This is a genomic window from Nisaea acidiphila, assembly GCF_024662015.1.
Taxonomy (GTDB): Bacteria; Pseudomonadota; Alphaproteobacteria; order Thalassobaculales; family Thalassobaculaceae; genus Nisaea; species Nisaea acidiphila.
This window is the reverse complement of sequence record NZ_CP102480.1, coordinates 4,464,644-4,480,091: the sequence shown is the minus strand read 5'-3', so window position 1 is coordinate 4,480,091 and position 15,448 is coordinate 4,464,644. Positions and strand designations below refer to the sequence as shown.

Annotated in this window: 14 protein-coding genes; 7 read left to right on the top strand and 7 right to left on the bottom strand. The window is 62.0% G+C overall.

Going from position 1 to position 15,448, the window contains the following annotated elements:
- Window positions 1-48: 48 nt before the first annotated feature.
- Together NUH88_RS20955 and NUH88_RS20950 are read right to left on the bottom strand one after the other, a co-directional pair.
- The gene (locus NUH88_RS20955; protein ID WP_257768725.1) at window positions 49-1,338 is read right to left on the bottom strand and encodes a homoserine dehydrogenase; all 1,290 of its coding nucleotides are present in this window, start codon (window positions 1,336-1,338) and stop codon (window positions 49-51) included.
- 131 nt (window positions 1,339-1,469) lie between these two features.
- A complete protein-coding gene (locus NUH88_RS20950; protein ID WP_257768723.1) occupies window positions 1,470-2,651 on the bottom strand; it encodes an OmpA family protein in 1,182 nt (393 codons plus the stop codon).
- Between the two features lie 280 nt (window positions 2,652-2,931).
- On the opposite strand from NUH88_RS20950, the gene NUH88_RS20945 reads away from it, so the two are divergent.
- Window positions 2,932-4,731, top strand: coding sequence for a PHA/PHB synthase family protein (locus NUH88_RS20945; RefSeq protein ID WP_257768721.1), 1,800 nt, complete (start codon window positions 2,932-2,934; stop codon window positions 4,729-4,731).
- Window positions 4,732-4,741: 10 nt separating this feature from the next.
- Here the strand turns inward: NUH88_RS20945 and NUH88_RS20940 are convergent, their stop codons facing one another.
- Window positions 4,742-5,260 (bottom strand): gamma carbonic anhydrase family protein, encoded by a 519-nt coding sequence (locus tag NUH88_RS20940; protein WP_308220076.1) that lies wholly within the window; start codon window positions 5,258-5,260, stop codon window positions 4,742-4,744.
- A gap of 136 nt (window positions 5,261-5,396) precedes the next feature.
- Between NUH88_RS20940 and NUH88_RS20935 the strand changes: the two genes are divergently transcribed.
- The 3 genes from NUH88_RS20935 to NUH88_RS20925 all read left to right on the top strand — a co-directional run bounded on the left by NUH88_RS20935 (window position 5,397) and on the right by NUH88_RS20925 (window position 8,382).
- Complete coding sequence (locus tag NUH88_RS20935) at window positions 5,397-5,855, top strand: GNAT family N-acetyltransferase (protein WP_257768720.1); 459 nt, start codon at window positions 5,397-5,399, stop codon at window positions 5,853-5,855.
- On the top strand, window positions 5,852-7,057 hold the full coding sequence (locus tag NUH88_RS20930; RefSeq protein ID WP_257768719.1) for an MFS transporter: 1,206 nt from the start codon (window positions 5,852-5,854) through the stop codon (window positions 7,055-7,057). The genes NUH88_RS20935 and NUH88_RS20930 overlap by 4 nt, the downstream gene beginning before the upstream one ends.
- Before the next feature lie 104 nt (window positions 7,058-7,161).
- Window positions 7,162-8,382: a class I SAM-dependent methyltransferase gene (locus tag NUH88_RS20925; RefSeq protein ID WP_257768717.1), complete on the top strand. Its 1,221-nt coding sequence runs from the start codon at window positions 7,162-7,164 to the stop codon at window positions 8,380-8,382.
- Window positions 8,383-8,547: 165 nt separating this feature from the next.
- Here NUH88_RS20925 and NUH88_RS20920 read toward each other — a convergent pair whose 3' ends face one another.
- Window positions 8,548-9,792, bottom strand: a complete 1,245-nt coding sequence (locus tag NUH88_RS20920) for a class I SAM-dependent methyltransferase (RefSeq protein ID WP_257768716.1) — start codon at window positions 9,790-9,792, stop codon at window positions 8,548-8,550.
- 217 nt (window positions 9,793-10,009) lie between these two features.
- Between NUH88_RS20920 and NUH88_RS20915 the strand changes: the two genes are divergently transcribed.
- Both NUH88_RS20915 and yghU read left to right on the top strand, forming a co-directional pair.
- Window positions 10,010-10,483 (top strand): formyltransferase family protein, encoded by a 474-nt coding sequence (locus NUH88_RS20915; protein WP_257768715.1) that lies wholly within the window; start codon window positions 10,010-10,012, stop codon window positions 10,481-10,483.
- Window positions 10,484-10,633: 150 nt separating this feature from the next.
- Window positions 10,634-11,494, top strand: coding sequence for a glutathione-dependent disulfide-bond oxidoreductase (yghU, locus tag NUH88_RS20910; protein WP_257768713.1), 861 nt, complete (start codon window positions 10,634-10,636; stop codon window positions 11,492-11,494).
- A gap of 51 nt (window positions 11,495-11,545) precedes the next feature.
- Here the strand turns inward: yghU and NUH88_RS20905 are convergent, their stop codons facing one another.
- Window positions 11,546-12,484: a hypothetical protein gene (locus tag NUH88_RS20905; RefSeq protein ID WP_257768711.1), complete on the bottom strand. Its 939-nt coding sequence runs from the start codon at window positions 12,482-12,484 to the stop codon at window positions 11,546-11,548.
- Window positions 12,485-12,598: 114 nt separating this feature from the next.
- Here NUH88_RS20905 and NUH88_RS20900 point away from each other — a divergent pair, with 114 nt between their 5' ends.
- Window positions 12,599-13,483 carry a LysR family transcriptional regulator gene (locus NUH88_RS20900; RefSeq protein WP_257768709.1) on the top strand — a complete coding sequence of 295 codons (885 nt, stop codon included), beginning with the start codon at window positions 12,599-12,601 and terminating at the stop codon, window positions 13,481-13,483.
- Between the two features lie 69 nt (window positions 13,484-13,552).
- Here NUH88_RS20900 and NUH88_RS20895 read toward each other — a convergent pair whose 3' ends face one another.
- Together NUH88_RS20895 and NUH88_RS20890 are read right to left on the bottom strand one after the other, a co-directional pair.
- Window positions 13,553-14,458, bottom strand: coding sequence for an NAD-dependent epimerase/dehydratase family protein (locus NUH88_RS20895; protein WP_257768708.1), 906 nt, complete (start codon window positions 14,456-14,458; stop codon window positions 13,553-13,555).
- Window positions 14,455-15,321: a shikimate dehydrogenase gene (locus tag NUH88_RS20890; protein WP_257768706.1), complete on the bottom strand. Its 867-nt coding sequence runs from the start codon at window positions 15,319-15,321 to the stop codon at window positions 14,455-14,457. The genes NUH88_RS20895 and NUH88_RS20890 overlap by 4 nt, the downstream gene beginning before the upstream one ends.
- Between the last annotated feature and the right edge of the window lie 127 nt (window positions 15,322-15,448).

The window sequence follows — 15,448 nt, the reverse complement described above, 5'->3', positions numbered from 1 at the left end:
TCTTCCTGACTTTGATGTTTTGCGTTCGGCATCCCGAAGGGCGCCGTCTTAAAACTCTTCTATCCGAATGAGCCGCGGCTCTTCCAGCACGGCATCCAGCTTTACCAGCTCCTCGAGCGAGGTCCGGATCGCGGTTTCCGGCGTCTCGTGCGTCGTCAGCACGAGAGGCACCGCTTCATCCGGGTTACGGGCCCGCTGGATCATCGCCTCGACGGAAACGCCATGATCCCTGAATACCGCCGTGACATCGGCCAGCACGCCCGGGCGATCTATCACCATCAGACGGAGATAATAGCAGCCCGAGAGAGCGGTCACCGGTGCGGTCCGCCCCGGTGAGAGCTTGCTCGACGGCAAACCGAACACAGGTACCCGGCGGCACGCGGCAAGATCGATCACATCGGCGAGTACGGCGGAAGCGGTCGGCCCCGCACCGGCGCCCCGACCATAGGACAGGGTCGTGCCGACCGCGCTGCCTTCCGCGACGACGGCGTTGAAGACGCCTTCGACCTGACCGATCGGAGTTTCCGCCTTCACCATGCAGGGATGAACGCGCTGCTGCACGCCGTCGCCGGTTTCCTCGGCAATGCCGAGCAGCTTGATCCTGTAGCCGAGTTCCTCGGCGAAGGAGATATCGAGCGGCGAAACGTGACGGATGCCCTCGACATGGACGTTCTTGAAATCGACATGATGGCCGAAGGCCAGTGCCGACAGGATGGCGAGCTTGTGCGCCGCGTCGATGCCGTCGACATCGAACGACGGATCCGCCTCGGCATAGCCGAGCTTCTGGGCGTCGGCCAGGACGTCCTCGAATGGGCGGCCAGTCTCCCGCATCACCGTCATGATGTAATTGCAGGTGCCGTTCAGAATGCCGTAGATCCGGCCAATGCGGTTGCCGGAAAAGCCCTCGCGCACCGACTTGATGATCGGAATGCCGCCGGCGACCGCCGCTTCGTAACCGAGCCCGACATCGTGGCTCTCGCAGAGCTCGGCAATCTCCGCACCGTGATGCGCGATCAGCGCCTTGTTCGCAGTCACCACCGATTTGCCCGAACGGATCGCGCCGAGCACGAGATCGTAGGCCACGCCCTCGGAACCGCCGATCAGTTCGAGAACGCAATCGACGTCATCCCGCGCCGCCAGGGCCGCAGCGTCGTCTTCCCACTCCACGCCGGAAAGATCGACGCCCCGATCACGGCTGCGGTCTCGGGCGGACACCGCCTTGAGCTCAACCGGGCGACCGGCCCGCGCGCCCAGCAATTCCGCTTCTGTCATGAGAATGCGCGCCGTCTCCGCTCCGACGGTTCCAAGTCCGGCGATCGCTACCCTGAACGGCTGCATGAAAGCATTCCCTCCTACGGCGCCAAATCGCCGGGATACCGCACCGACGATTGCTCACCGCACCAAAATCAATGAGGCCTTCGCGCGCGCGGCGCGAAGGCCCTGCTTTCATACCCCGCCGAGAGCACGGGTCAATAGATGAGATAGATTTCCGCCCGGCGATTGTCCGCTTCGCCCGCCGGCATCGCCTCCGAGGAAACCGGCTGGCTGTCGCCCACCGCCTGCACGGAGATGCGCTCGGACGGCGCCCCCGCATTGATAAGCGCCGCGGCCACAGCGTTGGCACGCTGCAGCGAAATCTCGAAATTGACCAGCTTATGCTCGAACGGATCCATGTTGCGGGTACGGCTGGAAGCGTGCCCGACAATCTCGACGGTCGCATTATAATCGCGAATCAGCGGAACCAGCTCGCGGATCACCCCCTGGTCGGCGCTGGACAGACGTGCGGAGCCGTTCGAAAAACGGATGATACCGGCCTGGTAGGATCCTCCCTGCGCTCCGGCATACGTTCCGTACTCCCCCGGAAGCGCCGACTCGTCGACGATGACGCTCGGATCGGAGAAATTGAACTCGCCGGATGGCGGTGTCAGCTCAACCGTCCCGGCGCTCGGCTCAGGGAGCTGAACCGGCTCGGGAGCGGTCTCGGGCACCGACGCGACCTGCTGCGCGGCGGGCTCCGGCGCAGGTGCGGAGATGTCAGCGCTCGCATTAGGCACCGGGTCCGCTTCTACGACCGGAACCTCCGTCCGCGTTGCAGCGGACGCGCTGCTCCGGCCGGTCATCGTGGTGCTGCCGGCAGAGGGCCGTCCGCTTCGGACAACCGGATCGCCGACCTGGGCACTTGTGACGGCACGGTCACCCGCGGAGTCCGGGACCGGCGCATTGGGCCAGAGGCTGGAGCGCTGAGCCGTATCCGTCCCGCCGGACGTCGTCCGGGACGGGAGGTTCCGGGCGGGCTCCGGTTCGACCTGTTTGGTCGCCTCGTCCGTCGCGGTCATGCGGATCGGCTTGATCGGCTCCGGTGTGGACGGCGCGGGCCCGGGCGAAACGCTGGAAGTTGCCGAGGCGTCGGCGACGGACGCGGCCGATGCACTGTCGTCATATTGCGCATTCTCCCGATCCGCGACGAGTTGCTCGCGCACCGCGCTTCGTTCCGCGCTTGAACTTGCTGCAGTGGGTTTTTCGGGAACCGAACCGACATTCGGGTAGGCCCCGCTATCGCCCGTCTTTTCGGCATCCTCGTCGCTGAACCAGCCGCCGATCGCCTCGGTCGAGTCCTCGTACCACTCCACCGGATTGAGCGCGTCGGGCACCGACGAACAGCCTCCGAGCGTAAGAGTCAAAGCCGAAGCAAGAAAAAGAGCCCGAATGCGGCGATCTCTGTTCATAACCCTATTCCCTCAGAAACCCGTCTCTCACGTCAGCATGACGACCGGAACCAATCGGCTGTCAGCGGACGGATTTATCATAGATGCTTGGAGAAACACAGTTTCCTATGCAAGAGCCAGCATCTGATTCTTAGATTTGCAACATATAGGCCCTACAACCCATACTATCGATCAACGGCGTCAGCTGCAGAAAGTGGGGAGCGGAATGCAGAAGCTTTCAGAGGAGCACAAGCAAATCGACCCGGTAGAATTCGCAGCCACGATGCAGGACATCGCTGCACGCTCACAGAAGCTCGTCGCCGATTTCATCGACCGCCAGCAGGAGGAAGGGGAAATCGCCGACCCCGACCCGATGCATGTGACCGATGCCTTCGTCGCCTTCACCACCCAGTTGATGAACAATCCGGCCAAGATCGTCCAGGCCCAGCTCGATCTATGGAAAGGCTATATGGACATCTGGAACCGCTCTGCCCAGCGCTGGTTCGGCGGCGACTCCGAGCCCGCTATCGAAGCGGAACAGGGCGACCGGCGGTTTCGCGACGACGCTTGGCAAGAGAACGTCGTTTTCGACTTCATCAAGCAGAGCTATCTGCTGACCTCCAGATGGACGCACGATCTCGTCAGCGAGACGGAGGGTCTGGATCCGAAGACGAAGAAGAAAGTCGATTTCTACACCCGTCAGTTTGTCGATGCCATGGCACCGACAAACTTCCTGATGACCAATCCCGAAGTGCTGCGCACCACGCTGGAATCGCGCGGCGACAATCTCGTTCACGGCCTGCAGAACCTGCTGGAGGATATGGAGCGCGGCAAAGGAAAGCTGTCGATCCGCATGACCGATCCCGACGCCTTCGAGGTCGGGGGCAATATCGCCACCGCCCCCGGCAAGGTGGTCTATCAGAACGACCTGATGCAGCTGATCCAGTACGCGCCGACGACGGAGCAGGTCTACCGCCGCCCGTTGCTGATCGTGCCGCCGTGGATCAACAAGTTCTACATCCTGGACTTGAGAGAAAAGAATTCCTTCATCCGCTGGGCGGTTTCCGAAGGCTTCACCGTCTTCGTCGTGTCCTGGGTGAATCCCGACGAGCATCTGAGCCGAAAATCGTTCGACGATTACATGCTCGAAGGCCCCCTCGCCGCACTCGACGCGATGGAAAAGGCCACCGGCGAAAAGGAGGCGAACGTCATCGGCTACTGCATCGGCGGCACGCTGATGGCCTCGACCCTCGCCTACATGGCCGCGAAGGGCGACGACCGCTTCAAGTCTGTCACCTTCTTCACGACCATGGTCGATTTCGAGGAAGCGGGAGAGCTTGGCGTCTTCATAGACGAGGCTCAGCTTGCCTCCCTCGAGGAGAAGATGAACAAGCGCGGCTATCTCGACGGAGCCGAGATGGCGAACACCTTCAACATGCTGCGCTCGAACGACCTGATCTGGTCCTTCGTCGTGAATAACTACCTTCTCGGCAAGGACCCATTCCCGTTCGACCTGCTCTACTGGAATTCGGATTCGACCCGGATGCCCGCCGTCATGCACAGTTTCTATCTGCGCATGATGTACCAGGAGAACAAACTCGTGCAGCCCGGCGCTCTCACCCTCGCCGGCACACCGATCGATCTCACCACGATCAAGACGCCCGCCTTCATCCTCTCGACCAAGGAGGATCACATCGCGCCGTGGAAATCGACCTACAAGGCGACGCAGATCTATTCCGGCCCGATCAAGTTCTGTCTCGCGGGCTCGGGACACATCGCGGGCGTGGTGAACCCTCCGGGCGACAAGCCGAAATACGGCTTCTACACCAACAGCCGGCGCCCGAAGACCGCCGACAAATGGCTGGAAGGAGCGGCCTATCACGAAGGCTCCTGGTGGCCGGAATGGGCGAAATGGATGGCCAAGCACGGCGGCGGCAAAGTCGAGGCGCGCATTCCTGGCGACCATTCCCTCAAAGTGATCGAGGACGCGCCCGGCAGCTATGTGAAGATGAAAGCGAAAGACTGACCCCGGGCTTTCAGTCTCCGAGATAATCCTGCGCCAGTTCCCAGTAATGAGTGGCAACGTAGGTCAGATATTTTTTCTCGTCCTCGGTCAGGTCCCGGGTGTGGCGGCCGGGATTGCCCATCCAGACCTGCCCGGCGCGAACGATCTTGCCAGGAGCGACGAGCGCACCCGCGGCCACCATTGCGCCGCTCTCGACGACCGCGCCGTCCATCACCGTCGCCCCCATCCCGACGAAGGACCTGTCCTCGAGCGTACAGGCATGGATGATCGCGGCATGACCGATCGACACCTCGTCGCCGATAACAGTGCCTTGCCCGGTCGAACTGACATGGACGATGGTTCCGTCCTGGATATTGCTCCGGCGGCCGACGGTAATCGGATTGTCGTCGCCCCGCAGCACCGCGCCGTACCAGATGCTGCTCTCCGCTCCGACGGTCACGTCCCCAATCAGCGCCGCGGTTTCAGCGAGGAATGCCGGCTCGTCGACTATGGGGGTATGGCCCCTTAGGGTCCTGATCAGTGCGGGCACCGGAAATTCTCCAACGGTTTGTCTGCGGCTGCTTTTTAGCCGACCCTCCGTCCCCATGCATCACTGAAGGGTTGAATTGTTCTGGAGAGACGCGCACAACCCATTGGCCAAAAAGACCTGGGTCCGGAAACGCTCCATGAATGTAGAACTGCGCGCCGCGCGTCGGGAGGACGCTGACGCCCTGACCACGCTCTTCAGAGCCGCTCGGCGCGAAGCCATGCCTTATCTGCCGGAATTGCATTCAGAGAACGAGACACGATGCTGGATGGAGCGGGTGGTTCTTGCCTCGGACCGGGTCACGATCGCCGAGACGTCGGGAGAGATTGTCGGCTTTTCGGCCGTTCGCCGGGATCATATCAATCACCTCTATGTTGCGCCCGGTGCGCAGGGCAAGGGTATCGGAACGCGTCTCCTCGACAGCCTCAAGGCGTACGCCGGCAGCGACCTTTCGCTCTATGTCTTCCTCAAGAACAGCAGGGCACGGGCCTTCTATGAGCGCCATGGATTCGTCTGTGTCGCCTACGGAGACGGTTCCTCCAACGAGGAGAATGAACCGGACGCGATTTACGTATTGAGGGACACTCCCTGCGAATGACCCGCAAATGGCGGAACGTGGCACTTCTCACCCTGTGCGAAGTGCTTGCCATGACGCTCTGGTTCTCCGGTTCTGCCATCATCCCCGGGCTCCGCGCCGAGATGGTACTTAGCGATGCGCAGGCCGCAGCGATGGCAAGCGCCGTCTCGTTCGGCTTTGTCGCCGGGACCCTCGTAAGCGCTGTCCTCACGCTGGCCGACCGGGTTCACCCGCAGCGCCTCTTCATGATCTCGGCTCTGGCCGCCGCGGGCGCCAATCTCGCGACCTTCGCAATCGACCCGGCCGGCCCCTGGATGCCGGTCCTCCGCTTCGTTGTCGGCGCCTGCATGGCAGGGATATATCCCGTCGGCATGATCATGATGTCTTCCTGGACCGCAAAAGACCGCGGGCTTCTTGTCGGAATCCTGGTGGCTGCGCTCACTTTGGGTTCCGGCGCCCCGCATCTGATCGATATTTTCGGCGGCCTGGACTGGCGTTTCACCATCGCCGCGAGTTCGGCGCTCGCCGCCGCCGGCGGCCTACTGGTTCTGCTGTTCGAGCACGGACGCCCCTTCAATCGAGCGGCACGGTTCAAACCTGCCCAGATGCTTCAGGCCTGGACCGACCCAAGCCTGCGCTACGCGAGTTTCGGATATTTCGGCCATATGGTCGAACTCTACGCGGTCTGGGCCTGGATCGCCCTCTTTCTCGCATCCAGCCTCTCTCTGAGACCGGACGGCGACGGTACAGGAGAACTCGCGAAACTTCTCGCCTTCACCATGATCGGCTCCGGCGCGGCCGGCAGCATTCTCGGCGGCTTGCTCGCGGATCGGATAGGCCGGACCAGACTCACCATGGCCTGCATGACCGTGAGCGGTTTCTGCTGCCTCGTTGCGGGATTCGTCTACGGCATGCCGGTCTGGGTGCTCGTTCTGCTCTGCGTCGTCTGGGGGATCTCGATCATCGCGGATTCGGCGCAGTTTTCTGCCAGCGTGATCGAACTCGCACCGCCAGACTATGCCGGCACCATGGTAACGACGCAGACCTGCATCGGCTTCACCCTGACCGTCGGAACCATTCATGCGGTTCCCTGGTTCGTCGATCTCTTCGGCTGGGAAGGCGCCTTCGTCCCGCTTGCCGCAGGCCCTTTTCTCGGTGTGCTTGCGATGGCGAAGCTCCGTGCCCTGCCGCAATCCAGGCTGCTCGCCCACGGACGGCGGTGACCGTCTCCGCACTCGTCCAAAGCAAATCCGCCGTTCACTTGCGATGTGGTTAAGTTCGGCTCAAAAAGAACGCACGAAGCAGTGCCAGTGTTGGATACAGGGCCTTGAGAGACGCGATTCAGGAATTCTACGACAATCGTCCCTATCCCCGATTTGACGGCGACCTGCCATTGGCCGGCGTCGCTGCACGGCCCAAAGCCACAGCGGCAATCCACCATGGATTTGGCGGAGTCGTGCCGAAGAACGATCCGGTACGCGTCCTTATCGCTGGCGGAGGTTCGGGAATGGGCCTGTGTCTATTGGCCAAGGGTTTCGAAGAACTCGGCGTGGATGCCCGCTTCACTTATCTCGATATTTCGCCTGAATCGAGAAAATACGCCGAAGCACGCTCCGAAGCGGCCGGGATCAGAGAGATCGAATTCCGAACCGGCGACATCAATGCTCTGAGTCCGGACACAGATGGTTTTTTCGACTTTATAGATTTTACGGGTGTCATCAATCACGTCGCAGACGCGCAACACGCGGTGAATGCGCTGGCCGGCGTATTGACCTCCGACGGCAGCATTTCCTGTATGGCTTACGGACGTACAGGGCGTACCGGCATCTACGATTTCCAAGAGCTGATCTTCCGCCTCCTGGGCCCGCACCCAGACATCGGAATTGCACGTGCCGTTCTCAAAACTCTGCCTACAAACAACTGGCTGCGAAAAAGCCCTCTCTATCCGCATTTGGTGGCGGCCGACGACGTAGAATTCGCCGACGCTCTGCTCAATCCACGTGACCGTGCTTTCAGCACCGGCGAACTTGAGGACATTTTCGCCACCGCCGGGCTGGAATGGATTGGTTTCACGCCTCCCATACTCTATGACCCGGTCGCCATCCTGAAGAGCGGACCGGCAGCGGACGCGGCAGCAGGCCTCTCATCCAGCGACCGGAGACGGGTTGCGGAGCTGCTGATTGGCGACTTAAACAAACATTTCCTGTTCGCCCGTCGGTCGGCACCGCGAAACGCACTGGAAACAGCGCTGCAGGATCCCAATTCCGAGCTCTTCAGCAGCGGAACAATCATCTTACCGGACGAAATGCAGACGGCGAACGACGGCAAGATCACGATCAGCGTGAAGACGCGCATGGATGGGAGAGAACGGACCGTCGGGGTGAAATTCACCGCGGCTGAGGCCGAATTGATCGGGAAACTGCGCGAACCGGTCCAAGTCGGCAGATTACGGGCCGACATCGGTCCGTCAGAGTTCGAACAGGCATTCGAACGCGTTTACCGCTTCCTGACCAGCCTCGACATGCTGCACGTCGTCGCGAGAAGGTGACCCCCTGCCAGCCCCAATCTGAACACCTCGTCCGCAGATGGCGGCGCATGCCGAACATGGCAATTGGCGGATCCACGCGACACGCGGATCACGCCGGCGGAAAGCGCCATGACACAAACTTCCCGTGCGCGACCAAGCTTGCACGCCCACAGATAAAAACCCTCATCAACGGGGGATCGGCGACATGGAAAGAACCATCTCGCCCGCGCCATTCAAGCCGCGATAGACAAGCGCAAACTCTCGCTGAAACTGCCGCCAGCTGAGATTGCCGGGCAAGGTCCGATGAATCTGTTGCAGAGTCTTCGTGCCGTCGATCGCTCGAATGATCGCCGCTGTGTGCTCGGTACCCGGCAACGCAAGCTGACGGATTTGCGGGCCGAATTTCATACTGAAGCCATACCGCCCGTTGGCAACGGTCGGCGCCTGCCCAGTTGGAATGCTGGTCATTATCGGGATCGCCGATTTTTCTCCAAGCAGCCGGTCCGCGTCAGGACGCCGTCCCGCTTTCACGACATAAAAATTATGCATCGCGATATCGCCGTGAAACAGCTCGGCGAATATACAGCGGTCTATCCAGGCAAGCTTGGCGATCCGTTCGCGCAGCTCCCGATCCGCAATTTCCGTTGCTGCGTCGTAGAGAAGCGGCGGCACGAAGGCAGCGATCTCCAGACCGGCAGCATTCATGATGTCGCGTAGTTCGGAGACCGAGAAGGCGCGATCGGCCGGGTTGAGGTAACGGTCCGCAATTTCCACATCCGGCTCGTTCTCGGTGTGGGCAAAAATGGCGTTGCGCCGGTGCCAGTTCGTCTCCGGCAGAGCACCGAGAAGAGCACGCGCCATTTTCACATCTTCATGCCCGGCTCCGGACATTCGCAGCATGTCCTGGACATGATAAACTCCCGTCCTGCCGAGCTGTCCGTAGGCCATTACGCCCATGCCGCCGTCCTCGGCCAGCAGCGTAGCAAGAAGATCAACGACTTCCTGCTGCTCTCCGACATGATTAATCACACCGCAAAAGTCGATATAATCGAACGGCTCCGGCTCCGCCTCGGCAATGTCCTGAATTCGGCCTGTGTGAAATCGGATTCCTTCCAGTCCAAGCTTTCGGCAGCGCTCCTCGGCAATCTGGCGGGAGCGGGACGATAGATCGACGTAGACCAGTTCCGCAGGGCAGCCGAGCCGGGAAACTTGCCTGCCAAGACCAACCAACGCATCGCCGGTTCCGCCTCCCGCGACCAGAAGACGCAACTTCTTCTTAAAATCGCGGCGCCCGCCAAAAACGTAGTGATTGATAAATCTGAGATCGCTTGGAATACCGATAAGCGTCTCGTCACCTGAGTTGCCTGACGGGCGGTAAGGATAAGGATGTTTCTCATAGAATGTCGCCACGAGCGACTGATCGAAGGACATTTCAACTCCGGCCCGGTAAAACGTATACGTGGCCTGAAGCTAAACGGCACCACTCTGTCGGGCAATAGTGGCCCAGCCTTCCTGCGAGGACGGACCAATGACAGTCGATAGAGGAATTTCCGAAGGCATGCCTCCCCCATCACTCGCAATTCTTTCGAACGTTACCTCCTGCGCCGCCATATCCACGATGATATCGGCGCGAGGACTTCCCAACGAAGTGATAGCCGTCCCGGGCAAGGAAGCACTGGACAGACTCTACGCCACGTTTGACGAGGGCTCTCCATTTCCCGGCCGTCTCATCGGTTTCGTTACCGACGTTATCGTTCCTATCGGCTACCTCAAAGCCACGCGCCTCGCTCCGGTGAATTTCCATCCGGGGCCTCCGGAGTATCCAGGATTGCGCGCCATCGAATTCGCGCACCGCGAGCGCGCGCGATCCTATGGCGTCACCGCACATGCCATGACACTGCCTGTCGACTCGGGACAGATCATCGGCGTCAACCGATTTCCGGTGCCCGCTGGAACGACGGACGACACCCTCCGCTTCCAGACCTGGCGCGCCGCTTATGCTCTCCTCCTGCATCTCCTGCCGGTGCTGGCAAGCGATGCAGCCCCAACCCCCGTGGGCGCCGAATGGGCAGAGCGCGTCTGCACCGATGCGGCCTGGCGCACTCTTCCCGGCGAAACCTGATGCAGGCGGCGGTACCCGTTGAACGGGAAATGGTCTCTTTCCGGCTCCCCCCGCCCCGACCATCTTGTTGATAGGCGAGCATCCCCCATTTGCCGTAAGGTCAGGGGCGAAAGCCCGCACCGAAAAACAAATAAGAACGGATAGGACCTCATGAACGACGTCGCGCCATATACGCCGCCGAAAGTCTGGACCTGGGACAAGGAAAACGGCGGGAAATTCGCCAGCACCAACCGGCCGATCGCCGGGCCGACCCACGAGAAGGAACTCCCCGTCGGGAACAACCCGCTGCAACTTTATTCGCTGGCCACGCCGAACGGTGTGAAGGTTACCGTTATGCTCGAAGAACTGCTCGAGCGTGGGCACAAGGGCGCCGAGTACGATGCCTATACGATCCGTATCGGCGACGGCGACCAGTTCGGCAGCGGCTTTGTCGAGATCAACCCGAATTCGAAGATTCCCGCCCTGCTTGACCGAAGCAATCCGTCGGCGCCCGTCCGGGTTTTCGAATCCGGTTCGATCCTGTTCTACCTGGCCGAAAAGTTCGGCGAGTTCCTGCCGACGGATCCGGCCAAGCGCGCCGAGACCATGAACTGGCTGTTCTGGCAGATGGGCAGCGCCCCCTATCTCGGCGGAGGTTTCGGGCATTTCTATGCCTATGCCCCGGAAAAGTGGGAATATCCGATCAATCGCTTCGCCATGGAAACCAAGCGCCAGATGGACGTGCTTGACCGCCGTCTCGCCGAGACACGGTATCTCGCCGGCGACGACTACACGATCGCGGATATCGCGGTCTGGCCGTGGTACGGCGTCCTCGCCCAAGGCAAGATCTATGGCGATGCCGGCACCTTCCTTGAGGTCGACAGCTACGAGAATGTGCAGCGCTGGACCAATGAAATCGCGGCCCGCCGGGCAGTGAAGCGCGGGCGCGTCGTCAACCGTGTCAACGGCGAACCGAACGAGATTCTCGAAGAGCGGCATTCGGCTGCCGATATCGACAAGCTCGGCCTCTGAACGGAAGTCGGCCGGGCCGCAGCGATGTGGCCCGGCCGCTTGCCTCGTTCCTCACGCAATTGCCTGCCCTTGTGACGCCCGCACACGGACCAGCACAACGACGAGGCCGCCGAAAACGATCATCGCGCCGCCGATCAGATCGCTTCGGGATACCTCCGGCCAAGAACCGTATCCGGTCCAGGCAATCGCCGCTTCCAGCAGTGCCCCGATAACTGGAAGCGCCAGGACCGCGGCCATGTAGTTTTGCGTACCCGCGACAGCGGCCGCACGAAACCCGAGATAGGTCGACAGCCCGCGCAACGTAACGCCGAGCCCGAGCCCGGCGATCCATAGTTCCGGCTGCATCAGATCCGGCGGCTCGTGAGCCGATTCCGATCCCGCCAAACCGGCGAAATCCTGCAAAAACCTCAATGCCGCGAAACCTGCTGCGGTAATGACCAGGACGCTGCCCGTGAGCCTCATTCTCGTGCGCGGCGCCAGCGCCTGCATATGCGGATGACGCTCCGCCAGCAGGTTGGCGCCGAGAACGCAACATTGCGAGATCAGCAACAGGCCGACCGCGGGGTTGAGAAAACCGTCATCGAACCCGGAAGCCACAGTCGCCGCGCCGGCGATCAGCGGTAGATGCCCCCAGAGCTCGGCATTCATCGGACGACGTCCGAACATCAGCCAGACGGCGAGTGCCGACGCCGGAACACCGATCGAGCCGAAAAAACTCGCCTGCATCACGTCGACATGGAGCAGCGAAGCCATGTAAAGCGCCGCGGTTCCGACCCTGAATGCGCCAACGAGCCAGGTATCCGTCCGCAGCAGGGCGTTTGATTCCGAGACCGCCCCTGTCGAGACAACCAGCAGAAAGATCCCGCCTGACGCCAGTTGGAGGAATGTGAACATCCACGGATCGAGTCCGAGGATGGCGGCGCGGCTTAACGCCAAAAGCAAAGCCCAGGACCCGACGGCCCCCATCAGAACGGTCGTCTTGGCGCCCATCATGGCTCCCCCGCACTCCGGAACAAGAGGTCCCGTTCAGATAGACAATGCATATTCGAAGGAATATCGATATTTTTGATCATACCGATCCATTTTTGTATCAATCGGATACCCATGAACTGGGATGATCTCAGAATTTTTCTCGCCATCGCGCGGGAAGGAACCCTGCACCGGGCAGCGGCCAGTCTCGGGATCAGCCAGCCGACCGCCGGCCGGCGTCTGAGCGCGCTGGAAGCGGCGCTCGGGGTGCCGCTCTTCAGCCGCGCACGCACCGGTCTCACCTTAACGACGGCAGGTACCTCCCTGCGGCCGACCGCGGAGTCGATGGAAAAGGCGGCGGCGGAGTTGGCCCGGCAGAGCGATTATCTGCAAGAGCCGGCGGGTGGCACCGTTCGGATCAGCGCAATGGAGTGGCCGGCCGCTTTTCTTGCCGGCCGACTGGCAAACGCCTGGCATCACGGGCTCGCCGTCGAACTTGTGCATTCCGAGCTCACCGAGAGTTTCGCGCGCAGGGAAGCAGATCTCGCCGTCCGGCACGGGCTCCCGCTCAGCGGCAAGTTCAAGACCCGGCGCATCGGAACGATGCGCTCGGCGATTTACGGCGCCTGCCAATTTCTGGAACGCAATCCGGAAGCCCGAACCGAGCAGCGCTTCACGAGCTGCGACTGGGTCCTTTTCACGGAAGAACAAGGGCATTACAGGAGCATGCGCTGGCTCGACGAACGCCTCGACGGACGGCGCCCGGCGGCCAGGGTGACGACGACGGACCTCACGCGTGAGGCCATCGCCTCAGGGACCGGACTTGGCCTCCTCCCCTGCTATGTCGGAGACAGCGACCCGCGCCTCGGCCGCGCATCGGCGCCGATCGAAGAAATCGCAGCCGACTATTGGCTCATCGTCCCGCCGGAGAACGCGGAATTGCAGTACATACGCCGCGCGATCGATTGGGTAACCGAGAGTTTTCGGGAGAACCGACAGCTCCTGCTGGGATCTGCCTGATCGTATTCGCCGTCACTTCCCCCGCGCGGCGGCCGACTTCGCCAAGCATTGCCTTATCTGACAGGCGGATCACCTGCCGGCGTAGCAGCCGCGTTCGATTTCCTCGATCAGTCCGCGGGCCGAAGGCGCCCATCCGAGTTCCGCACGGGCCCGACGCGCCCGCACGCGGCTGTTCGAGGCCATCGTGTCGTTCGCCGGCCCCTCGCCCCAGTGGCCGGCCGCTTCTTCGATGCTCATTTCCTCGGGCCCGCCGCTTTGTCCGAGCATGCGGCCGATCGCCTCGCAGACCTCCCGCATCGAATTCTCCCCGTTCTCGGCGTAATAGAACGCGCCCGCCGGCGCGCGCTCGAGCACCAATCCATACAGCGTCACCAGATCGTCGATATGCACGTTCGACCAGACATTCTCGCCCGGCCCGATATGCCGCGCGGCGCCTGTCCGCCGCGCGACCTCGATCAGCCAGGGGACCTGCATGCTGTCGGGATTGACGCCGAGACCACGACCGTAGATCAGGCTGGGGGCGATGATCACGGCACGAATCTCCCGTGACGCCGCAGCGAGGATATCGCGGTTGAGCGCGACGCGGGCGGCGCGGGCGGGCGACGGATCGATCGGAGTATCCTCGTCGAAGATCGCGTCCGAGTAGCGCCCCTCGTCCCTCCGGCCGACGATACTCGAACCGCTGGTATGCAGGAACAGCCTCCCGCTGCCGGCCATGGCGTCGAGCATCGTCTCGGCGGCGGCGCGGTGATCCGCGCTTGCGGCATTGATCACCGCATCCGCCTGCTTTGTCTCGGCGGCGAGCAAGGTAGCGTCTTCTAGGCTACCGAGCACCGGCTCGATACCGAAACGTGTCACGGCCTCGGCGCGCTCCCGCGTCCGCACCAGACCGCGCACCTTGTGGCCAGCACCGATCAGGTGGGAGGCGACGGACCCTCCGATAAATCCGCTGGCCCCGGTCAGGAAAATATTCACCGGCGATCTCCCTTGGCATCGAAACTGTCGAAGGTCTCTGCCATGCGGCCCGCGTCGGCTTGCTTGCCGCTGAAGATCTCGAAGGCCTTGGCCGCCTGCATCACCGCCATGCCGCGTCCCGACATGGTCGCGCAGCCGCGTTCCCGCGCCGTGCGAAGCAGCTCCGTCTCAAGCGGAAAATAGACGATGTCCGCCACCCATGGCCGCGGCTCGAGAAGGTCGCGCGCGACAGGCATCCCGGGATGGCTCACCATCCCGACCGGGGTCGCGTTCACGATACCGTCGGGTACCAATCCCGCGAGCCCGGCGGCATCGACAGGCTCAGCGACGGTCCACGGAAAGTTCTCCCGGATGTCGGCGGCCAGCCGCTCCGCGGCGTCCACGTTGTTGTCGCGAATAAATAGCGTGCCCACGCCCGCTTCGGCGAGCGCAAGACCGACCGCACGCCCGGCCCCTCCGGCCCCGAGCAGCAGGACACGCTTTCTCGGGGCTGTGGCAAGCTCATGGCGGAACGCATGCAGGAAGCCGAGATAGTCCGTGTTGTGCGCCCGGGGACCGCGTTCGGTAAACAGGACCGTGTTGCTCGCCCCGACAAGCGCAACCTCGTCGGCGCGCTCGGCGACATGTGCGAGGACCTTTTGCTTGAACGGATGCGTGACGTTGATGCCTCGGAAACCCTCGTCGTTCAGCTCCAGGAGCAATACTCCGAGGTCGACATCTACCATTCCGGCGGTGTCGATCAGCTTATACTCGTAGTCGAGTCCCTGCGCCGCACCTTCCGCCTCGTGCATGGCCGGCGTCCGGGACGCTCCGATCCCCTCGCCGATCAATCCGACGACCAGTGCCGTACGTAGCTTCGACATTCGCCCTCTCCCCGTCATGCGTGGCACCGACCGGTGTATGTCGGTTCACCCGACGCTTTGTTTACTTATGCGCGACAATCTAACCCAGATAGCAATGACTTCATCGGGTTCCGAGTGGCCTTCTGCA